Source organism: Streptomyces sp. NPDC001373, from assembly GCF_042895815.1.
Taxonomy (GTDB): Bacteria; Actinomycetota; Actinomycetes; order Streptomycetales; family Streptomycetaceae; genus Streptomyces.
In genome coordinates this window covers 479807-498809 of record NZ_JBIAWQ010000005.1, presented here as the reverse complement: position 1 = coordinate 498809, position 19003 = coordinate 479807, and the positions used below count along the sequence as shown (strand labels likewise).

Here is a 19003-nt window from a genome sequence, read left to right as displayed (position 1 = left end):
CGGCGAAGGGGGCGGCAGCACGGGGAGGACCGCCGGACTCGGCCTCGGCGGCTCATTTCAACGGTCCCCGCGGGTTCCCGGCAAGCAATGATCGACGTTCTGGCAGACAGTCGCTTGGCTCCTTCCGGCTGGTGCATCGAGCATGGCCGGGCCATGGAACGGTTCTCCTTGCTCCAGAAGGTCCTTCCCGAGTGCGCGGCCTCGGCGGAGGCGTACGACGACGACACGGCGTATCCGCTCTTCCCGGAGGAGGCGTCGGCGGTGGCCCGGTCAGCCGAGAGCAGACGGCGCGAGTTCACCACCGGGCGCGGCTGTGCCCACCGGGCGCTGTCGGGTCTGGGGCTACCTCCGGCACCGGTGCCCAGGGACGGGCAGCGCGCGCCGGTCTGGCCGGCCGGGGTGATCGGCAGCATCACGCACTGCGTGGGCTTCCGGGCGGCCGCAGTGGCCCGGGCGGGTGAACTGGCCGTGCTCGGCATCGACGCCGAGCCCCACCGGCCGCTGCCGGCGCGGGTGGGCGAGGAGATCACGGTGGGCGGGGAGCGCGCACGCCTCGGTGTGCTGTGCCGGGAGGCTCCGCGGATCTGCTGGGACACCGTGCTGTTCAGCGCCAAGGAGTCCGTCTACAAGGCGTGGTTCCCGCTCACGCGTGCCTGGCTGGGTTTCCAGGACGCGGAGGTCGGGCTGCGAGCGGACGGCACCTTCGCCGTCCGGGTGCTGCCGGCCGCCCGGGCCGTCCTGGACACGGGCCCATCGGGTTTCGCGGGGCGCTGGCTGGTCGGCAGGGGGCTGGTGATCACCTCGGTGACGAGCGTGCGGTGGCCGGCACGGTCGCGCCGCGGGCCCGCTGTCCCGCGGTACGGGACGCTTCGGGGAGCACGGCCACCGTTCAACCGCGGCGGCGTCGCAGTTGAACGGAACGGTGAACGCACCGCCTGAGAGGGCGCCTTGTTGGCCGGTCGGCCCCTCGGCTACCGTCACCGACCGTCGTCCGCACTCCGAAAGGCACAGCTATGGCCGAACCAGGACCCGGCTCCCCCTCCCCCTGGCGCAACCGGGACTTCCGTCTGCTGCTGAGCGGGCAGGTCATCTCCTTCGTGGGTGACCAGGCCCAGTTCTTCGCCCTTCCGCTGATCGTGCTGGCGATCTCCGGCTCGGCGACGCAGGCGGGTCTCGTCACCGGCCTGGGCACGGCGTCGTTCCTGCTGTTCGGTCTGGTCGCGGGCGCCTTGGCGGACCGCTGGAACCGCAAGGCCACCATGATCTGGTGCGAAGCGGGCCGTGCGCTCCTCGTCAGTTCTGTGGTGGCGGCGCTCGCCGCGGACGGCCTGACGCTGCCACACCTCTACGGGGTGGCCGTGCTGAACGGCATGCTCAGTACCCTCTTCCTGTCGGCCAACAGCGCCGCGCTGCCCAATGTGGTGGGGCGTGAGCAGTTGTCGGCCGCGCTCGGGTACAGCGAGACCGTCCACAACACGATCCGGATCTTCGGAGCGGTGGCCGCGGGTGCGCTGTACTCCCTGAGCCGTATCGTGCCGTTCGCCGTGAACGCCGTCTCCTTCGCCGTGTCGGCCCTGAGCCTGCGGCTCATCCGGCGCGACTTCCAGGAGGAACGGCGCACGGGGCCGCGTCCCCGTCTGACGGCGGAGATCCGCGAGGGGCTGAGCTGGGTGTGGCACCAGCCGGTGATCCGGTTCCTGACCCTGGTGAGCGCCGCCGACAGCGTCCGCTACGGCGCCGGCTACCTGGTCATCGTCGTCCTGGCACAGGAGGCCGGGGCGTCCTCGGTGGAAATCGGTGTGATCTTCAGCGGTGCGGCGGTAGGCGCGCTGCTCGGTGCCCTGGTCTCGGACCGCGTCGTCAAGCGGTATCCGCTCGGGCGTATCGCCGTGACCATGCTGTGGGTGGAGGCGCTCGGCTTCCCCCTGTACGCGGTCGCGCCCAATCCGGCCACCCTCGGGCTCGTGGCGGCGCTGGAGTCGCTGGTCGCCCCCGTGTACATGGTCGCGATCTCCACCTACCGGCTCGCGATCACCCCGGACGAGCTCCGCGGCCGGGTGAGCAGCACGGAGTCCACCCTGACCATGAGCGCCCTGGCCGTCGGGTCGGCGCTCAGCGGCACGCTGATCACCGCGCTGGGCACGGACCGCGTCGTCCTGCTGCTCTCCCTGTGGATGATCTGCCTGGCCGTGCTCACCTCGACCCGGCGCGCCGTGCGCACGGCGCCGGTCGCCGCGCTCGCGCAGCCCTCGCCCCGGCCCGGGACCGGTGACGAGAGCGTGGTCCGCACCGGCGGGTAGGACGTACCGGCTACGCAGGAAGGTGGTGTGTCATGGAGCGGCATCCGCTGCTGGGCACGCTCGTCGATCCCGACCCCCGGCGCGGAATCCGGTTCCACGACGGACGGGGTGGCTGGGATTTCCACCCCTACACCGAACTGGCGCGTGCCGCCTTCGCGGCGGCGGACCGGTTGCGGTCGCTCGGTGTGGTGCCCGGCGACCTCGTCGTCCTGGCGACGGGGACGGGTCCCGAGTTCGTGGCCGCCTTCCTGGGTACGGTGGCCGCTGGTGCCACTCCCGCCCCGCTGGCTCCCCCGGGCGTGTTCGAGGATGCAGACGCGCATCGGCGCCACGCGGAGCGGATGTTCGCGTCCGTCCGGCCGAAGGTCGTGGTCACCCGTCCCGAATGGGGGCCGGGCGCGGTTGCCGCCGGGCCCGGCCGCCCGCGGGTGCTCACCGTGACCATGGCCGGGCTGTCGGCGGCAGGCGCGGGGCCGCAGATCCTCGCGAGGCCGCCCGAGCGGGCGCTGGTGCAGTTCACATCGGGGTCGGTCGGCCGGTCCAAGGCGGTTGCCGTCCCGGCCGGCGCCCTGTCTGCGAATCTGGCCGCGGTGCGCCGCTGGCTGCGGATGGGGGTGTCGGACGCCACGGCGACCTGGCTGCCGTTCCATCACGACATGGGCCTGGTCGGCTGCCTGTTGACGCCGCTGTCGATCGGCGCCGATCTGTGGGTGATGCGTCCGGAGGATTTCGTGCGCACGCCGCTCGAATGGCTGCGGTGCTTCGGCACCCGGGGCGCGCGGCTCACCGCGTCTCCGGCCTTCGGACTCGAGCACGTCGTTCGTCGGGTGCGGGCCGAGTCCCTGGAAGGGATGGACTTCTCCGGATGGTCGGCCGTCATCACGGGGGCCGAGCGTGTTCCGTCGCGGACGCTGCGGCTCTTCGCCGCACTTCTGTCGCCGTTCGGGTTCCGTTCTCCGGCCCTGCTGCCCGCGTACGGGCTGGCCGAGGCGACCCTCGCGGTGACGGGGTCCTCGCTCGACGACGAACCGCGCACCCTGACGGTCGACCCACGCGCGCTCGATGTCGGCCGCCCTGTGCGTCCGGTCACCGGCGGTACCGGTGCGGACGGCGCCGATACAGTGGAACTGACCGGCTGTGGGAGCCCTGTGGTGTCCGGGAGCCGTGTGCTGGTCACCGACCGGCTGGGCCGGCCGCTGCCCGAGGGGCATGTCGGCGAGATCGTCGTCGGCGGCCCCTCGGTGGCCGAGGGCTACACCGGGGCCGACGCGGAGGCCGGTGCGGGCGTCTTCAGCGGGGGCCAGATCCGGACGGGCGATGCCGGGTTCCTCCACCGGGGGGAGCTCTTCGTGGTCGGCCGGCTCGGTGACAGCCTCAAGTGCCGGGCGACGACCGTCTTCGCGGAGGACCTGGAGGCTTCCGTGACGCGGCTGCCCGCGCTGCGGACGGCCGGGGTGGCCGTGCTGCTCGGCGCCGCCGCGGGGTGCGACACCGCCGTCGTGATCGTGGAGCGCCGTCCCGGGCCCTGGACGGAGGAGATCGTACGCCGGCTGCGGCACCGCGTGCCGGGGCTCGACGTGATCGTCGTGACCGGCCCTCGCGGCACGGTGCTGCGCACCTCCAGCGGGAAGCCCCGGCGCCGGGCGATGTGGCGGGCGTACCTCGCCGGCGAACTCGGAGGCACGGTGTTCGAGTCGAACGTCCTGGACGTCGCTTCGGCCGCCCCGACAGGATGACGAACTGCCACGCCGCCCCCGCCACCCGCCCGCGCGCCTCTGCGGTGCTCCGGCGGCAGGAAGCCGGCGCGGCCGCCACCCCTTGCTCTCCCGACGAAGGGACGACAGATGCGATCCGATGGTTCCCCACGTTTCCGCGTGGTGGTCAACGCGGAGGAGCAGTACTCGATTTGGCCAGCCGACCGCGCCCTCCCGGAAGGGTGGCGCCCGGAGGGCACGTCCGGCTCCGAGGAGGAATGCCTGCGCCGTGTCGACAGCGTGTGGCCGGACATCCGCCCGCTGACCGTCCGTACGCTGCCCGCCGCGAGGACGTCCACCACCTCCGCCTCGCACTCCTGCCAGGGTGACTTCCGATGACTGACGTGACGACCGTCGAACGCACGGCCCCCGCCTCACTCGGCCAGCGTCTTCTCGGGCTCATGGAGCACTACCGGGGACGCGAGTCGCCGCTCGCCGTGCCGGTCTTCTACCGCCTCGACGGCCCGCTCGACCGCGCCGCGCTCCGGGAGGCCCTCGACGCCCTGGCCGACCGGCACGAGGCGCTGCGCACGACGTACGAGACCTCGCGCAGGCGTCTGGTGCAGCACGTCCACGAGCCCCGTCCGGTGCCCCTGGAGACGCACCGGACCGACGGCACTCCCGCCGCCCTGGAGGGGGTCATGCGGGATCTGGTCCGCACCCCGTTCGACCTGGGGGTGTCGCCGGTGCGGGCGGCACTGCTGGAGGTCGGGCCCGAGGAGTCGGTGCTGATGCTGAACATTCACCATCTGTCGACCGACGGCTGGTCGGGGGGCGTGCTGGCCGGGGACCTCGGCCGGTTCTACCGCCCGGGCGGCTCGGCGGCCCTGCCGCGGCCGGAGCGGCCGGCCATGCAGTACACGGACTTCAGTGAGTGGCAGCGGGACCGCTTCGAGTCGGGGGCCCTGGCCGGGCAGCAGGAGTTCTGGCGTTCCCGGCTGGCCGGTGCCCGGCCGCCCGCGCTGGTGGGGCGCCCCACGGGAAGGGCCGACGGCCCCCAGCGGCCCGGAACGCACACGTTCGACCTGCCCGAGGCCGCCGTCGCGAGTCTGGCGGAGATCTGCCGGTCCAGGCGCACCACGACGTTCGTCGCCGGACTCGCCGTCTTCGCGTCGGTGCTGCACGCCCACACCGGGGACACGGATTTCGGTGTCGCCTCGATGTTCGCCAACCGGCTGCGTCCCGAACTAGCCGACACCGTCGGTTTCTTGACGAACCTTCTGGTGTTGCGGGTGACCATGCCGCAGCGGCCCACCTTCGAGGACGTGCTGGCGGCCACCCAGGACATCGTGTTCGACGCCTTGGGCAACCAGGAGATCCCCTACCACCTGGTGCCGCAGGCGCAGGGCGAGCGCGGCCCGGGGCTGGAGAACATCCTGTTCCAGGTCATGGCCGGACCCGAGTACCAGCTGTCCCTGGACGGACTGGAGGTGTCCCAGCTGGCGCCGCCGGACGGATCGGGCAGCCGTTTCGACCTGGAGTTCGCGCTGATCCCCGGGCGCGCCGGCATCCAGGGCATCGTCTGGTACGACCAGCGCCGGTTCGAGAGCGCGTGGGTACGCCGGCTCGTCGGCGATTTCGCGCACATGGCCGTCCACGTGGCCGAGCACCCCGACCGGCCGGTGGGTGAGGGCGGGCGGAGCTGATGCCGGCGTCCCGGCCCGGCGAGTCCGCCGGGCTCACGGTGGAGGCAGCGGTCAGCGCCGTGCTCAGCTGGGATTACGACGCCCGGCCCACGCGCCTGTCGCAGGTGTACGAGTCGGCCAAGCTCGCCCAGTGGAACGCGTCGACGGACATCGACTGGTCCCTGCCGGTCGGGTTCGGCTCCCCGTTGCCGACGGGCTCCGCCCACGCTCTGGGCACATTCCGCTCCTCGCCGCTCGCCCACCGGGGCACGGCGGGCTGGGACGCCTTCCGCTGGGAGGTTCAGGCATGGATGGTCTCCCAGTTCCTGCACGGGGAGCAGGCTGCGATGGTCTCCTGCGCCCGGCTGGCCGAGGTGCTGCCCGGCGTCGAGGCGAAGTTGTGCGCGATCAGCCAGGCGGGTGACGAAGCCCGTCATGTCGAGGCGTTCACCCGGTACGTACGTGAGCACGTGCCGGACCCCTATCCGCTGACAGGACCTCTCCGGACCCTGTTCCAGGACGCGCTGGTGGCGCGGGAGTGGGAGTTCACGGCACTCGCGGTCCAGTGTCTGGTGGAGCCGGTCGCACTGGCCGGGTTCCGGCTGGCGGAGGCGACCTTCCACGATCCGCTGATCAAGCAGATCATGGTCCGGATCGCCCGGGACGAGGCGCGCCATGTGTCGTTCGGCGTCCTGCTGCTCAAGGACGTGCTGCCCGAGCTGTCCGCCGCGGAGCGGGCGCACCGGGAGGAGTTCGTGCTGGAGGCGATCGAGCTGCTGCGCGTGCGGTTCCTGCTGACCGACGTGTGGGAGCGGCTCATGGTGGACCGGGCCGAGGGGGTGCGGTTCGCCACGTACGACCCGGGCCTGGCCGCGTACCGCCGGTCCCTGTTCTCCCGGGTCGTGCCGATGCTGGCGCAGATCGGGCTGCTGACGCCGGCCGTGGTGACGGGGCTGGACCGGATGGATCTCCTCGACCGCGCTGCCGCCCGGACCGTCGCACGGATGGGTCTGGGCGGCCGCGGCGCCGGCTGACGGGCGGCGCCGCGGCCGTCGCGTGCGGCGCGTGCGGCGCGCTCGGGCTGCTGGGGTGCGGTTCCTCAGCTCTGGTGCCGGTCGAGGGCCGCCGCCACGTCCGCCGGGTTGTCCAGCAGCAGGTTGTGGCCGCCGGGAAGCAGTTCGAGGCAGAAGCCCACGGAGGTCCATTTCGCCCAGGACACGACGTCCTCCACGGGTACCGCATGCTCCTGTTGGCCCAGCAGGGCGAGGATCGGGGCGTCGATGGGCTCCGGCGCGTGAGCGTGGCTCTCGATCGCCCGGTAGTCGGCCCGCAGGGCGGGTTCGACGAGGTCCAGGAGGTCCGGGTCGGCGACGAGTTCGTCCGGCAGGTAGCCGTCCTCCCGTACCCGTGCGAAGAACTCGTCCCGGGGCAGTCGCCAGGCCTCGGTCACGGGGATCCGGTCCGGGGACTGGTGCGCGGACACCGCGAGGCCGCGCAGCTGTCCCGCCGGCAGTCGGCGGGCGACCTCGTACGCGATGACCGCGCCGGCACAGTGTCCGTAGAGGTGGACGCCGCGGCTTCCGGCGTGCGCGGCGATCTGCGCGCTCAGGGTGTCCGCGAGCACGTTCAGGTCGGACACCGGAGCCTCCGCGGTACGCGACTCCCGGCCCGGCAGCCGGACGCCGACCGCCGTCCACCGGCCGTCGAGCTCGCGGCACATCTTCTTGACGGCCGCGACCCCTGCGCCGGCGTGCGGAATCGCGTAGAGAACTCTCTCGCCGCCCGGTTCCCCTGCTATTTCTACAAGTCCTCGACTTTTCGCCATGCGCGGCATCCTAGGTCTCTGGACCGGCCCGGCACCACGTTCAATTTGTTCGTTTCCCTGAGCCGCGCATCAGGTGGATTCTTTCCGGACCACCCGATGAATTCAGCGGATTGGAGAGTGGAATGACTGTTCCACGACTCGCGGTTTCCTTGGTTCAGCAGGGCGTCTGGGACATGCCGCTCGAATCCATGCCATTGGCATCCGGATACCTCAAGGCAATGGTTCTGGACGACGCCGAGCTGCAGGGCAGGGTGTCGGTGGACATCTGCAACTTCCGCGGGAACATGACGCACGGGGAGATGGCCGGGCGGTTGTTCTCGGGAGCCGTTCCCGACGTGCTGGCCTTTTCGGTGCTCGGCTGGAACGTACGTTCCTTCGGCGCCCTCGCCGCGACCTTCAAGCAGCTCAACCCGCAGGGCTTGGTCGTCTTCGGCGGCACGCACGTCTCCAACCAGGCGGAACGGATCTTCCGGATGTACCCGGAGGTCGACGTCATCGTCAACGGTGAGGGCGAGCTCACCTTCACCGAGCTGATCCGGGCCAGGGTCGAGGGCGTGCCGAGCACGCGCCTCGGCGCGATCCGGGGCATCTCCTGGCGGCGGGCCGACGGCACCGTCGTCACCAATGAGGAGCGGCCGCGCATCGAGGACCTCGACGTCATCCCCTCGCCGTTCCTCACCGGCGCAATCGAACTCGTCGACGCCGACGGAAACTTCCGCTACGACGTGGCGCTCATCGAGACGAACCGCGGCTGCCCCTACAAGTGCGCCTTCTGCTATTGGGGCGGGGCCGTGGGCCAGCGGGTGCGCGCATTCTCACGCGAACGACTCAAAGCCGAACTGGAGATGTTCGCCAAGCTCGGCGTGCACACCGTCGTGGCCTGTGACGCCAACTTCGGCATGCAGGCCATCGACCGGGAATTCGTCGACGACCTCATAGAAATCAAGGAACGGCACAGGTTCCCGCGGGCCTTCGAGACGTCCTGGGCGAAGAACAAGTCGAAGACGTTCTACGACATCGTCCGGCGGATGAAAGAAGCGGGGCTCCGCAGTTCCTTCACCCTGGCACTCCAGTCGCTCAGCCCGGACGCGCTCACTTCCATGAAGCGGCGCAACATGAAGGTGAACGACTGGCGGGATCTCGTGGAGTGGCTGAACAAGGAGGGAATGGACTGCTATGCCGAGCTGATCTGGGGCGCGCCCGGCGAGACGGTCGATTCGTTCGTGCGCGGCTACGACGAACTGGCGGAACACGTCTCGCGCATCGCCGTCTATCCGATCATGCTGCTGCCCAACACGGACTACGCCGAGAACAAGGACGTGCACGGGATCGTCTCGCTGCGCGGCGACCACGACGACTTCGAGTACGTGCTCGCCCACCGCACCATGTCGTTCGCGGACAACGCGCGCATGCAGCGCTTCCTGTTCTGGGCGCGGGTGATGGCCGAGAACGCGGTGCTGCGGCACTGCTGGCTGCCGTTGCGGGTCCTGGCCGGCTGGCCGCAGTCCCGGGTCCTGAACAGCCTTGCCGACTGGGTGGACGCCACCGCGTCACCCGACGCCGTTCCGCTGCGCGAGGCCGCCGCCCGTGCGCACGGCGGAGGCGCCCCCGCGTATGCCACCGCCATCGGCTACCTGTTCACCGACCCGGCGGGCCGCAGTGCGCTGGAGCAGTGGTGGCGCGAGGCGGTGAGCCCGCTGCTGCCCGAGGAGCACCGGGCCTTCGTCGACGAGGTGTTCCGCTACGACCTGCTGACCCAGCCCGTCTGCGACGGTTCGCTCCCGCCGGTCGAGGTGGCCGGGTGCTCGTACACGGTCCGCGAGGGGGTCGTCCTCACCCACAACGTGCCGGCGGCCCTGGCGCTGCTGCGGGCGGGCGAGGAGATCGATCCGCGGCCCGAGCCCACGGCGCTCGACCTGTACTACCGCGAGGGTGCTCTGAACGCGGTGCTCTCCACCAACCACGAGGAGATCGTGCACTTCATGGCCGAGCCCCGGCCGGCGGGCGCGCCCTTCGATCTGGCCCGGACGGCCTGACCGGGCGGCGCCGGCACGCATGCGAAAGGGGAGGGGGCCACCCGCCGAGCGGGTGGCCCCCTCCCCTTTCGTCGTACTGTCTCAGCCGCCGCTGGTCAGCGCACCTCGGTCGACCTTCCCGGTGGCCGTCAGCGGCAGGGTGTCCACGGCCGCGATCCGGGCCGGAACCATGTAGGCCGGCAGCAGGGTGCCGAGGTACCTCCGGACCTCCTCGACCCCGACCGGGGACGCCGCCTCCGGCACGTAGGAGGCGGCCAGGTCCTTGCCGCCGGGTACGTCGACGGCGACCACGGCGGCCGTGCGCACGCCCGGACAGCGCACCAGCGCGCTCTGCACCTCACCGAGTTCGATCCGGTAGCCGCGTACCTTGACCTGGTCGTCGAGACGGCCGAGGAACTGTACGTTCCCGTCGGCGAGCCAGCGGGCCCGGTCGCCGGTCCGGTACATGCGTGCGCCGGGTCCGGGCGCCCAGGGGTCGGGCAGGAACTTCCGGGCGGTGAGTGCCGGACTGCCGACGTAGCCGACGGCCACGCAGTCACCGGCGATGTAAAGGTCGCCGGGGGTCCCGACGGGGCAGGGCCGCAGGTCCTCGTCCAGCACGTAGTAGCGGACATTGGGCATGGGCCTGCCGTAGGGAATGCTCGGCCACTGGGGGTCCACCGCCGTCACCGGGTAGTGGTTCGACCAGACGGTGCACTCGGTGGCACCGCCCAGTGCGATCACCTCCGCTCCCGGGAAGGCGGCGCGCATCTCGTCCGGCAGGGGCAGCGGGATCCAGTCCCCGCTGAGCAGTACCAGCCGTAGCCGGTCGCGTCCCCGCGCGTCGCGCTCCCCGAGGAACGGGGTGAGCATCGCCAGCGCCGCGGGAGCCGAGTCCCAGAGGGTGACCGGTTCGCCCTCCAGTACGTCGATCAGGACGTCGGGTTCGGAGATCTCGGCCTGCGTGGCGACGCGGACCGAGCCTCCCGCGGCGAGCACCCCGAACATGTCGTACACCGACAGGTCGAAGCAGAACGAGGTCACGAACAGCACCCGGTCCGCGGGGCCCACCCGGTACGTGCCGTTGATCCATTCGATGAGGTTGACGACGGACCGGTGCTGCACCGCCACGCCCTTGGGGGTCCCGGTGGAGCCGGAGGTGAAGATGGCGTACGCGAGATCGTCGGCGGTGACCGCGCCCTGCGGGGGCAGCGCGGGGCGGGCTGCCACGTGCGCCCCGGTCCAGACCCGTCCGCCGCGTTCCGCCTCCGTCACCGGTCCGGCCAGGCGGATCAACGCGTCGTAGCGGCCGTTCAGTTCGCCGGCGAAGTCTCCGTCCGCACGGCGCTTCACCTCCACCTCGGTCACGGTGGGCAGCACCTCGGAGAGCCGGTGGAACAGGGCGGGCGGCACCCTGAGTCCGGCGTGCGACTCGGCATCCGGGTCGATCAGGTCCGCGAGCAGGATCCCGCCCCCCGGTCGGAGCAGACCGCTGAGCGAGGTGAGGGTCTGCAGCAGGTAGTCCATGTCGGGCAGGAACTGGACGGTACTGGCCATGATGATCAGGTCGAACGGTCCCCGGACGGTGTCCGCGACCTCGTGCGCGTAGGCGACGACGCCCTCGGCCGCGAATCCGCCGGCGGCCGCGGCGTCGAGGTTGCGCCGCACCGCGACACTCGACGGGTCGACGGCGACGTACCTCCGGGCCCCGGGAGCGAGGGCCTCCGTGATGAGTCCGGACCCGCAGCCCACCTCCAGGATGGAGGCACCCGGCCCGGCCGCCTCCCGCGCCAGGGCCGCCACGTGCTGCGCGTACGCGGTCACGTCGTCGGGCGTGTAGGGGCGGTCGGAGCGCCTCAGGTTGAACCCGGCGGCCTCCAGCGGGTCGGGCTCTCCGGAGAGGAAGTCGAAGAACTCCTCGACCACCGTCCGGTCCAGGACAGACTCCCAGGTGCTCTCGGCGTCGATGTCCGGGCAGACGACGTCGGTCACGGTCGGCACGACCCAGCGGAGTTCCTGCACGGTCCGCAGGTGCACGGCGTCGGTGATGACGCACCGGACGCCGAGGTCGCGCAGGAGCCCGGTGACCCGCTGGCGCGGCCAGGCGGGATCGAGGGGAAGGTACGCGGCCCCGGACTTGAGCACACCGAGCAGCGAGGCGACGGCGGACGGGGTGCGGTCGCAGTACAGCGCCACGTAATCGCCGCGCCCGAGGCCCCTGTCGCACAGCAGCCGGGCCATGCGGTCGCTCCAGGCATCCAGTTCGGCATGGGTCGTCACCCGGCCGTCGGCCGCGACGAGGGCCGGCCGACCCGGGTGGGCGGCGGCGGCCTCGCGCACCAGGTCCGCCACGGTCGCCGTGGTCCGGTAGCCGCGGGAGGTGTCGTTCCAGGCGGGCGGCGGGAGCCGTACGTCCGTGGAGGTCATCGCGGCTCACCTCCGGCGCGTCCCACGACGGCCTCGATCTCCCGCGACAAGCTCTCGACCGTGGGGTTGTCGAAGAAGAGGCGCAGCGAGAGTCGTTGCCCCACGGCCCGGCTCAGGCGGGCCATGATGCGGGCGGCGAGCAGGGAGTGCCCGCCGACGTCGAAGAAGTCCTCGTCGTCCGCGAACGTGTCCTGCTCCAGGGCGGCGGCCCAGGCGGCACGCACCTGCTCGGTGACGTCCGTGACGTCGGTGACGGGGGCGGGCTGGATGGACGGACCCGATGACATGTCCTGCCTCCTTGGGGCGGTGGTGGAGAGGTGGACGACCAGTGCGGTCAGCGCCTCCCGCAGGTGGGTGAGCAGCTCCTCCGCCGGCGGCCGTCCGGGGGCCTCGGCATGCACGACGCGCAGACGCATCCGTCCGCCGACCGGCATCGCGCTGATCTCCAGCTCGTAGGGGCGCGCGTTGGCGGGGCCGCGGTCGGCCGTCCCGCCCAGGGCTGCCGTGGTGAACAGCGCCCCGGCCGCGGCCGGTTGCCCGGCCGCGCCGAGCAGCCCGCCCATGCGGCCCAGGTAGTTGAAGTTGACGGTGGCCGGCGGTACGGCCGCCATGCGGTCGCGTACGGCGGGATCGCTCGCGGCGTACCGCAGCAGCCCGTAGCCGGCCCCGTCGGCCGGGACCCCGCGCAGCTCGTCGCGGACCGCGCCGAACACGGCCAGGGGATCCGGGTCCGGCGGCAGGTCGAGCCGCACCGGGTGCATGACCGTGAACCAGCCTACGGTGCGGCCCGGATCGACCCCCTCGAACAGGTGGTCCCTGCCGTGCCGTTCGAGGTCGATGCGGACCCGGGACTCCCCCGTCCACCGTGCCACCGCACAGGCGGTCGCGGCCAGGAGGAGGTCCTGCGCGCGGGTGCCCACGGCGTTGTCCGCGTGGGCCAGGAGCGAAGCCGTGGCCTCTGGCGACAGCTCCGCGGTGACCACGCGCGCGTCCCGCTCGAGCCCCGGGTCCACGGGTCGGCCGGCCTGCCGTTCCGGGGCGCCCGGCGGGGCCCAGTGGTCGAGTTCGGTCCGTACGGCGGCGGAGTCGGCGTGGGCGTGCAGCAAGGCCGTCCACCGGGAGTACGGCACGAAGGCCGGCAGGCGTACGTCCTCCCCCGCGGCGAGCTGTCGGCAGGCCGTGGTGAGGTCGTCCACGACGATCTGCCAGGAGACGAAGTCGATCACCAGATGGTGGGCGACGAGCAGCACGTGAACGGGGCCGCTGCCGTCGTCCGTGGCCGGGAGGACCGCGGCGGCGAGCAAGGGACCCTTCTCCAGGTCGAGTGAGGCGTGCAGCTCCTCGGCCACGTCCTCCGGCGCGCGGGCGCGGCTCTCCTCGACGAGGTGGACGGCCGTACCGGCGGGGTCGTGCCACTGCCGCGGGGCGGCCGTGGCCGTCGGTGGGGTGAAGCGGTGCCGGAAGACCGTGTGGTGCCCGGCGACCCTCCGCAGCGCCTCACCGAGCACGGCGCGGTCGGCCGCTCCCGTCGTCCTGAGGAGGATCGCCTGGTTCCAGTGCGACCGCTCGGCCGGTTCGAGATCGAAGAACCACTGCTGGACGGGGGCCAGGGGGATCGTGGCTCCAGGCCCGGGATCCTCGGACCGTGACCGGACCGGTTCGCCCGGGGCGTGGGCCTCCCGTGCCGGAGGCCCTGCGGCGTCCGCCTGGGCCGCTTCGCCCATGTCCTCGGCCACCGCGGCGAGTTCGCGGAGCACGGGGTGGGTGAACAGCTGCCGGGGAGTGATCCGGATGCCCTCGTCCGCGGCGCGGGAGACGATGCGCAGGCCGGTGATCGAGTCGCCGTCGAGATCGAAGTAGTCGTCGTCCGGATCGACGGAAGGGACGCCCAGGATCTCCTTCCAGATGGCGGCGAGCCGGCCTTCCATCGGGGTCATGGTGCCGGTGCCGGTCGTGACGGCCTCGCCCCCCACGGGGTCGGCCGGTGCCGTCCCGGGCACGGGGGTGGTCCGTGCCGTCTTCGCGTTGCCCGCCATGGGCAGCCTGTCGACGATCAGGAAGTCGGCCGGGAGCATGTACTCGGGGAGGACTCGGCGCAGCTCCTGGCGCAGCGCCGCGGCCGTGCACCCGTCATCGGGGCCGCCGTGCCCGAGGCCGGCCGGTTGGACGTGCGCGGCGGGCGAGCCGTCCGCGCCGGGGACGACCAGAGCCCGGGCGACGGAGGGCAGGCGGGTGAGGGCCGCCTCCACCCGGGCCGGTTCGACGCGATAGCCGCGCACGGCCGTACGTTCGCCGAGCCGGCCGAGGACCACGACGTCACCGTCGGGCAGGTAGTAACCGGCATCTCCGGTGCGGACGAGCGACGGACCATCGGGCTGCGCGGCCGACGGGGTCCGCCCCACCAGGAGTTCGCCGACGACACCGGGGGGACAGAGCCGCCCCGAGGCGTCCAGGACGTAGCGCTCGACACCGGGCACGGGGCGGCCCACCGGTACGGGCAGGTCCTCGCGCGGCACGTCCCGCGGGACCTCGTGGGCGCTGACCACCGGGAGGGTGTCGGCACCGCCGTACTCGTGCACGACACGTACGCCTCCGGCCGCCGCGGTCACCTCCCGCAGCAGTCCGCCCGGCAGCGTCTCACCACTGATGGCGAGGGCGGCCGTACGCGGCCTGCGCCCGGCCAGCGCGGGAAGGAGCCCGGCACACTCCGTGGGGGTGAGCGTTACGAGCGCGAAGTCCCTTTCACCAGTGAGGAGTTCGGCCAGCTCGGCGGGGCTGCCGCCGGCCCGGGTGAGTACCGCGCGGCCCCCCGTGGCGAGGACGGCGAGCAGCCGGGCCAGCATCCGGTCAGGTGCGAGGGAGCCGTGTACGAGCACTCCGTCGAGGGGGCCGTACTGTTCCCGCAGCCACTGGGCCCAGGTCGCGAGCGTCAGATGATCCAGTTCCGTGGCGCGCGGCGGACCGGTCACCCCCGAGGTGCGCTGGATCACCGCGGGCCGACCACCGGCCGTGGTGTCCGGCACGGGATCCGGCTCTCCGGGGAGGTCCTCCCCGGCGGCGGGCGGTATGCCGTCCACGCAGACGACCGGCAGTCCGAGCGCGCCGAGCCGCTCGCGGCCCGAGGCCGTGGTGACGACGAGATGCGCGCCGCCTTCCGCGGCGACGGCCCGGACCCGGTCGGGCGGGCTGTCCGCCCCGACGGGGTCGCAGGCCACCGAGGCCATCATCGCGCCGAGGCCTGCGACGGCCAGGTCGGCGGTGGGCGGCAGCCACACCACGGCGACGGCGTCGGGCCCGGGGCGGGTGGCCCGGACGCGGTCGGCAAGCACGGCCGCCCGTCGGACCAGCTCCCCGCGGGTGAGCAGCTCACCGTCCGCTTCGACGGCCGTCACGTCCGGCAGGGCGGCGGCGTGGCGGAGCGTCTCCTCGGTCACCGTACGCGGGTTCTCGGGGCCCGGTCCGCCGCGTGAGGCGGCGAGCAGCCCGTCGCGGGTTTCGGCGTCCAGCACCTCGACACGCCCCACGGGGGTCAGCGGCGCCCGCAGCACGGCCCTCAGCACGTTCTCGAACTGCGCCGCCAGCCGGACGACGGTCGGCTCGTCGAAGAGCTCGGTGCTGTACTCCCAGGCGAGCGCCACCGAGTCGGACGCCTCGTACACGGCTGCGGAGAGGTCGTAGACGACGCCGCGCTGACGCAGCGCCACCGATTCCAGGGCGAGATCGCCGAGGCTCAGCGTCCGGCCGCTGCCGCCGGACAGGAACCGGCCGACCGCGAGCCCGGCGTCGTCGTGCGCCTTGTTCTGGCCGAAGGCCACCTCGACGAGGGGGGCCCGGCTCCGGTCGCGGCGGAGGCCGAGCCGTTCCACGATCCGCTCGAAAGGCAGGGTCCGGTGCTCGAGTCCTTCGAGCAGACTGCCGCGGACCCGCCCGAGCAGTTCCTCGAACGGCTCGTCGGGATCGACCGGCGTCCGGCAGACGACCGGGTTGACGAAGTATCCGAGCACGTCCTGGAACTCACGCCGCTGCCGGTTGGTGGTGATGGCCGCCAGCGCGATGTCCCGTTCGCCGGTGCAGGCGTGCAGCAGGACGTGGAAGACGGCGAGCAGCACGGTGTACACGGTGGTGCCGCGGTCGTGGGCGAAGGCCTCCAGCTCCTTGACGGCATCCTGGCCGAGGTCGTGGAAGTAGGTGGCGCCGTGCTGTGCCTGGACGACGGGGCGGGGCTTGTCCAGGGGGAGCTCGAGGGCGGGTGGCGGGTCGCGGAGCACCTCCCGCCAGTGGGCCCAGTCGCGCTCCCCCACCGGCCCGTCCGCGGAACCGGTGTGCCAGCGGGCGTAGTCGGTGTAGGTGTGCGGCTGCGGGGGCCGGTAGATCTCCTCGCCGGTCACGGCCGCCGTGTAGGACGTCTCGAGGTCCCGCAGCATCGTCACCAGCGACCAGAAGTCGGAGGCGATGTGATGGCTCGTCACGAGAAGAACGGGGCCGCCGGCGCCTGCGCCGGTGTAGAGCCGTACCCGCAGCGGGTACTCCGTCTCCAGGGCGAAGGGCCGGAACGCCTCGGCGCTCAGCTCCCGTTCGGCCAGCCCGGGGTCGAGCACGGTGTCGATCACGCGGAAGTCCGCGCGGGCCCGGGCGGCCACGTGCTGGAAGGGCTCGCCGCCGCGCACCCCGAAGGTGGTGCGGAGCACCGGGTGGCGGTCCACCAGGTCTTGGAAGGCGCGCCGGAGTGCGTCCACGTCGCAGCCGGAGGTGATCCGGGCGGCGAAGCTCTGGTTGTAGGCGGCACTCTCAGGGGCGAGCCGGTCCGCGTGCCATATCGACAACTGGTTCGCGGACAGCGGAAATTCGCCACTGGTCCGCCCTTCGGCCGCCAGCGGCTCCAGCAGCTCCCCGGTCTGTTCGGCGAGCTGCCGGGCCAGGGCCTCCACGGTGGTGCCGGAGAGCAGGTCGTGCAGGGGGACGGTCCGGCGGAGGCTGTCCTCCAGGGCCATCTTGAGGCGCAGTGCGCGCAGGGAGTCCAGCCCCAGGTCGCGCAGCGCCGCTTGCGGGCCGTGCTCCTCGGGGACCGCCCCGGTGAGGGCGGCCACGCAGCGCAGCACGTGTCCGGCGATCAGCCGGGTGCGTACCTCGGGGTCGGGCTCGGACCGGATGTCGTCGGCGGCCGGCGGGGCGCCGGGCTCCGGCTGGGCTGCGAGCAGGGCGGCGAGTGCGGCACGGCGGACCTTCCCGAGCGGGGTGCGGGGGATCTCCTCGACCGACACGAAGCGTGCGGGGACCTTGTAGCCGGTGAGGCGTTCCGCGCAGTGGGCCGCGAGCCGGGTGGCGTCCAGGGCGCCGTGCGGCACCACGGCAGCGACCAGCAGGTCACCGCCACCGCCCAGCGGAAGCCCGACCACGGCGGCTTCCGCGACGTCGGGATGGGCCTCCAGGACCTCCTCCACCTCGACCGGGTTGACCTTGTGCCCGCCGGTGTCGACCAGGATCCGTTTGCGCCCGGTGACGTAGAGGCGGCCGTCGGGCCCGAGCCGGCCGAGGTCGCCGGTGAGGTGGCGGCCGTCGGCGGGGCCACGGGGCTCCCCCTGTCCGGCGTACCCGGTCATCACCGAACCGCTGGTGACGGCGATCTCCCCGGTCTCGCCGGGCGGCAGCGGTCGGCCGCGGTCGTCCAGGATCTCCACCCGGACTCCGTTGAGCGGACGGCCCACGGACTCCGGCACGACGGGGCCGGGGCCGCAGTCCCAGGACACGCTGCCGGCCTCGGAACTGCCGTAGGTCTGGCGCACGGGCACGCCGAAGCGCGCCAGGAAGCGTTCCTGGACACCGGGGGCGAGGAAGTTGCTGCCGGACAGGCACAGGCGTACCGACGACAGGTCGGCCTCCTGGTCCGCGGGCCAGTCGGCGAGCGCCCCGAGGAGGTACGGAACGGCGGGAAAGACGGTGGCCCGGTGTTCCCGCAGCAGGCCGAGGATCCTGCCGACGTCGAGTGCCGGAGCTCCGTCGGGGACGTCGCCGGACTCCTGTGGTTCGACGAGGACCAGCGTGGCGCCCACGAGCACGGAGACGATCATGCAGCAGAACTGGCCGAGCGCGTGGAACAGGGGGACCGGACAGAGGATCACGTCGTCGGGGGTGATCCCGGCGGTGGAGGCGATGTTGTCCGCTTCGGCCAGCTGGTTCGCCTGGCTCCGCCGGATGCGCTTGGGCTCGCCGGTGGATCCGGAGGAGTGGGTGAGGACCCAGGGGCCGTCCGACGGCTCGGGGGCGGCGGCGGAGTCGTCCGGGCTCCGGGTTCCCGCGACGGCCAGGGTGTCGAAGCCGAGGACTCCCGGGCGGGGTCCGCCGACGACGATCAGTGCGGGCGCCCGGCGCCACGTGGCGCCCAGGCGTTCCAGGAGCGGCGCCCGGAGGGTGTCCGTGATGACGACGGCGGGTTCGCAGTCCGTCGTACGGGCGAGGATCTCCTCGGCCGTCAGGTCCGGGTCGAGGGCCTGCACCTCGGCCCGCAGGCCGGCGGTGGCGAAGTAACCGATGACGAATTCGGGGCAGTTGGGCAGCACGATCAGTACCCGGTCGCCGGGGCCCACGCCGAGCCGGGCGAGGCCGCCGCGCAGCGCCGCGGTCCGGTCGTTCAGTTCGCGGTAGCCGAGGCGGCGTTCGCCGAAGATCACGGCGGTGCGGTCCGGTTCGCGTGCGACAACGGCGCGCAGCCGCGCGTCGATCACCGGGCACCTCCGTCGGCCGCGTCCTGCCGCAGCTGTGCCAGGACGTAGTCCTCCACGTCACTGACCTTGCGGATGCCCTGGGCGCTTTCCTGGTCGATGGGCGGCAGGGCGTACTCGTCCTCCAGGGCGAAGGCGAGTTCCAGCAGGGCGAGTGAGTGGTAGCCGAGCGTCTCCACCAGGTCGGGGTCGGGGTCGGTCGCGTCGGCGGCACCGGCCTCCGGCGCCATGCTGATCACGATCTCGCGGATCTGCCGACGCGTGTCTTCCTCGGTCCGCTGTGTCATGGGGTGGTCCCGTCTGTGAGTCCGTGGGGTGTTCTGTCTCCGGACCGGCGC

General features: G+C 72.6%; 11 protein-coding genes. 7 read left to right on the top strand and 4 right to left on the bottom strand.

What is annotated here, in order from left to right:
- The first annotated feature begins 153 nt into the window (after window positions 1-153).
- From ACFY15_RS15460 to ACFY15_RS15435, 6 genes are all read left to right on the top strand, one after another.
- Complete coding sequence (locus tag ACFY15_RS15460; RefSeq protein WP_390686980.1) at window positions 154-939, top strand: 4'-phosphopantetheinyl transferase; 786 nt, start codon at window positions 154-156, stop codon at window positions 937-939.
- 74 nt (window positions 940-1013) lie between these two features.
- Window positions 1014-2300, top strand: coding sequence for an MFS transporter (locus tag ACFY15_RS15455; RefSeq protein ID WP_390686979.1), 1287 nt, complete (start codon window positions 1014-1016; stop codon window positions 2298-2300).
- Between the two features lie 32 nt (window positions 2301-2332).
- Window positions 2333-4036 carry an AMP-binding protein gene (locus tag ACFY15_RS15450; RefSeq protein ID WP_390686978.1) on the top strand — a complete coding sequence of 568 codons (1704 nt, stop codon included), beginning with the start codon at window positions 2333-2335 and terminating at the stop codon, window positions 4034-4036.
- A 108-nt stretch (window positions 4037-4144) separates the two neighbouring features.
- Window positions 4145-4393, top strand: a complete 249-nt coding sequence (locus tag ACFY15_RS15445; RefSeq protein WP_390686977.1) for an MbtH family protein — start codon at window positions 4145-4147, stop codon at window positions 4391-4393.
- Window positions 4390-5700 (top strand): condensation domain-containing protein, encoded by a 1311-nt coding sequence (locus tag ACFY15_RS15440; RefSeq protein ID WP_390825588.1) that lies wholly within the window; start codon window positions 4390-4392, stop codon window positions 5698-5700. The genes ACFY15_RS15445 and ACFY15_RS15440 overlap by 4 nt, the downstream gene beginning before the upstream one ends.
- Window positions 5700-6713, top strand: a complete 1014-nt coding sequence (locus ACFY15_RS15435; protein ID WP_390686975.1) for a ferritin-like domain-containing protein — start codon at window positions 5700-5702, stop codon at window positions 6711-6713. Before ACFY15_RS15440 ends, ACFY15_RS15435 begins: the two co-directional genes overlap by 1 nt.
- A 65-nt stretch (window positions 6714-6778) precedes the next feature.
- Here ACFY15_RS15435 and ACFY15_RS15430 read toward each other — a convergent pair whose 3' ends face one another.
- On the bottom strand, window positions 6779-7504 hold the full coding sequence (locus ACFY15_RS15430) for a thioesterase II family protein (protein ID WP_390686974.1): 726 nt from the start codon (window positions 7502-7504) through the stop codon (window positions 6779-6781).
- A 122-nt stretch (window positions 7505-7626) separates the two neighbouring features.
- On the opposite strand from ACFY15_RS15430, the gene ACFY15_RS15425 reads away from it, so the two are divergent.
- Window positions 7627-9540, top strand: coding sequence for a KedN5 family methylcobalamin-dependent radical SAM C-methyltransferase (locus tag ACFY15_RS15425; RefSeq protein ID WP_390686973.1), 1914 nt, complete (start codon window positions 7627-7629; stop codon window positions 9538-9540).
- A gap of 81 nt (window positions 9541-9621) precedes the next feature.
- Here the strand turns inward: ACFY15_RS15425 and ACFY15_RS15420 are convergent, their stop codons facing one another.
- From ACFY15_RS15420 to ACFY15_RS15410, 3 genes are read right to left on the bottom strand one after another with little or no spacing between them, the layout of a single operon-like run.
- Window positions 9622-11946 carry an amino acid adenylation domain-containing protein gene (locus tag ACFY15_RS15420; RefSeq protein ID WP_390686972.1) on the bottom strand — a complete coding sequence of 775 codons (2325 nt, stop codon included), beginning with the start codon at window positions 11944-11946 and terminating at the stop codon, window positions 9622-9624.
- Window positions 11943-18668 carry a condensation domain-containing protein gene (locus tag ACFY15_RS15415; protein WP_390825587.1) on the bottom strand — a complete coding sequence of 2242 codons (6726 nt, stop codon included), beginning with the start codon at window positions 18666-18668 and terminating at the stop codon, window positions 11943-11945. The genes ACFY15_RS15420 and ACFY15_RS15415 overlap by 4 nt, the downstream gene beginning before the upstream one ends.
- On the bottom strand, window positions 18665-18952 hold the full coding sequence (locus tag ACFY15_RS15410) for a hypothetical protein (protein WP_390686970.1): 288 nt from the start codon (window positions 18950-18952) through the stop codon (window positions 18665-18667). Before ACFY15_RS15410 ends, ACFY15_RS15415 begins: the two co-directional genes overlap by 4 nt.
- Window positions 18953-19003: the final 51 nt, after the last annotated feature.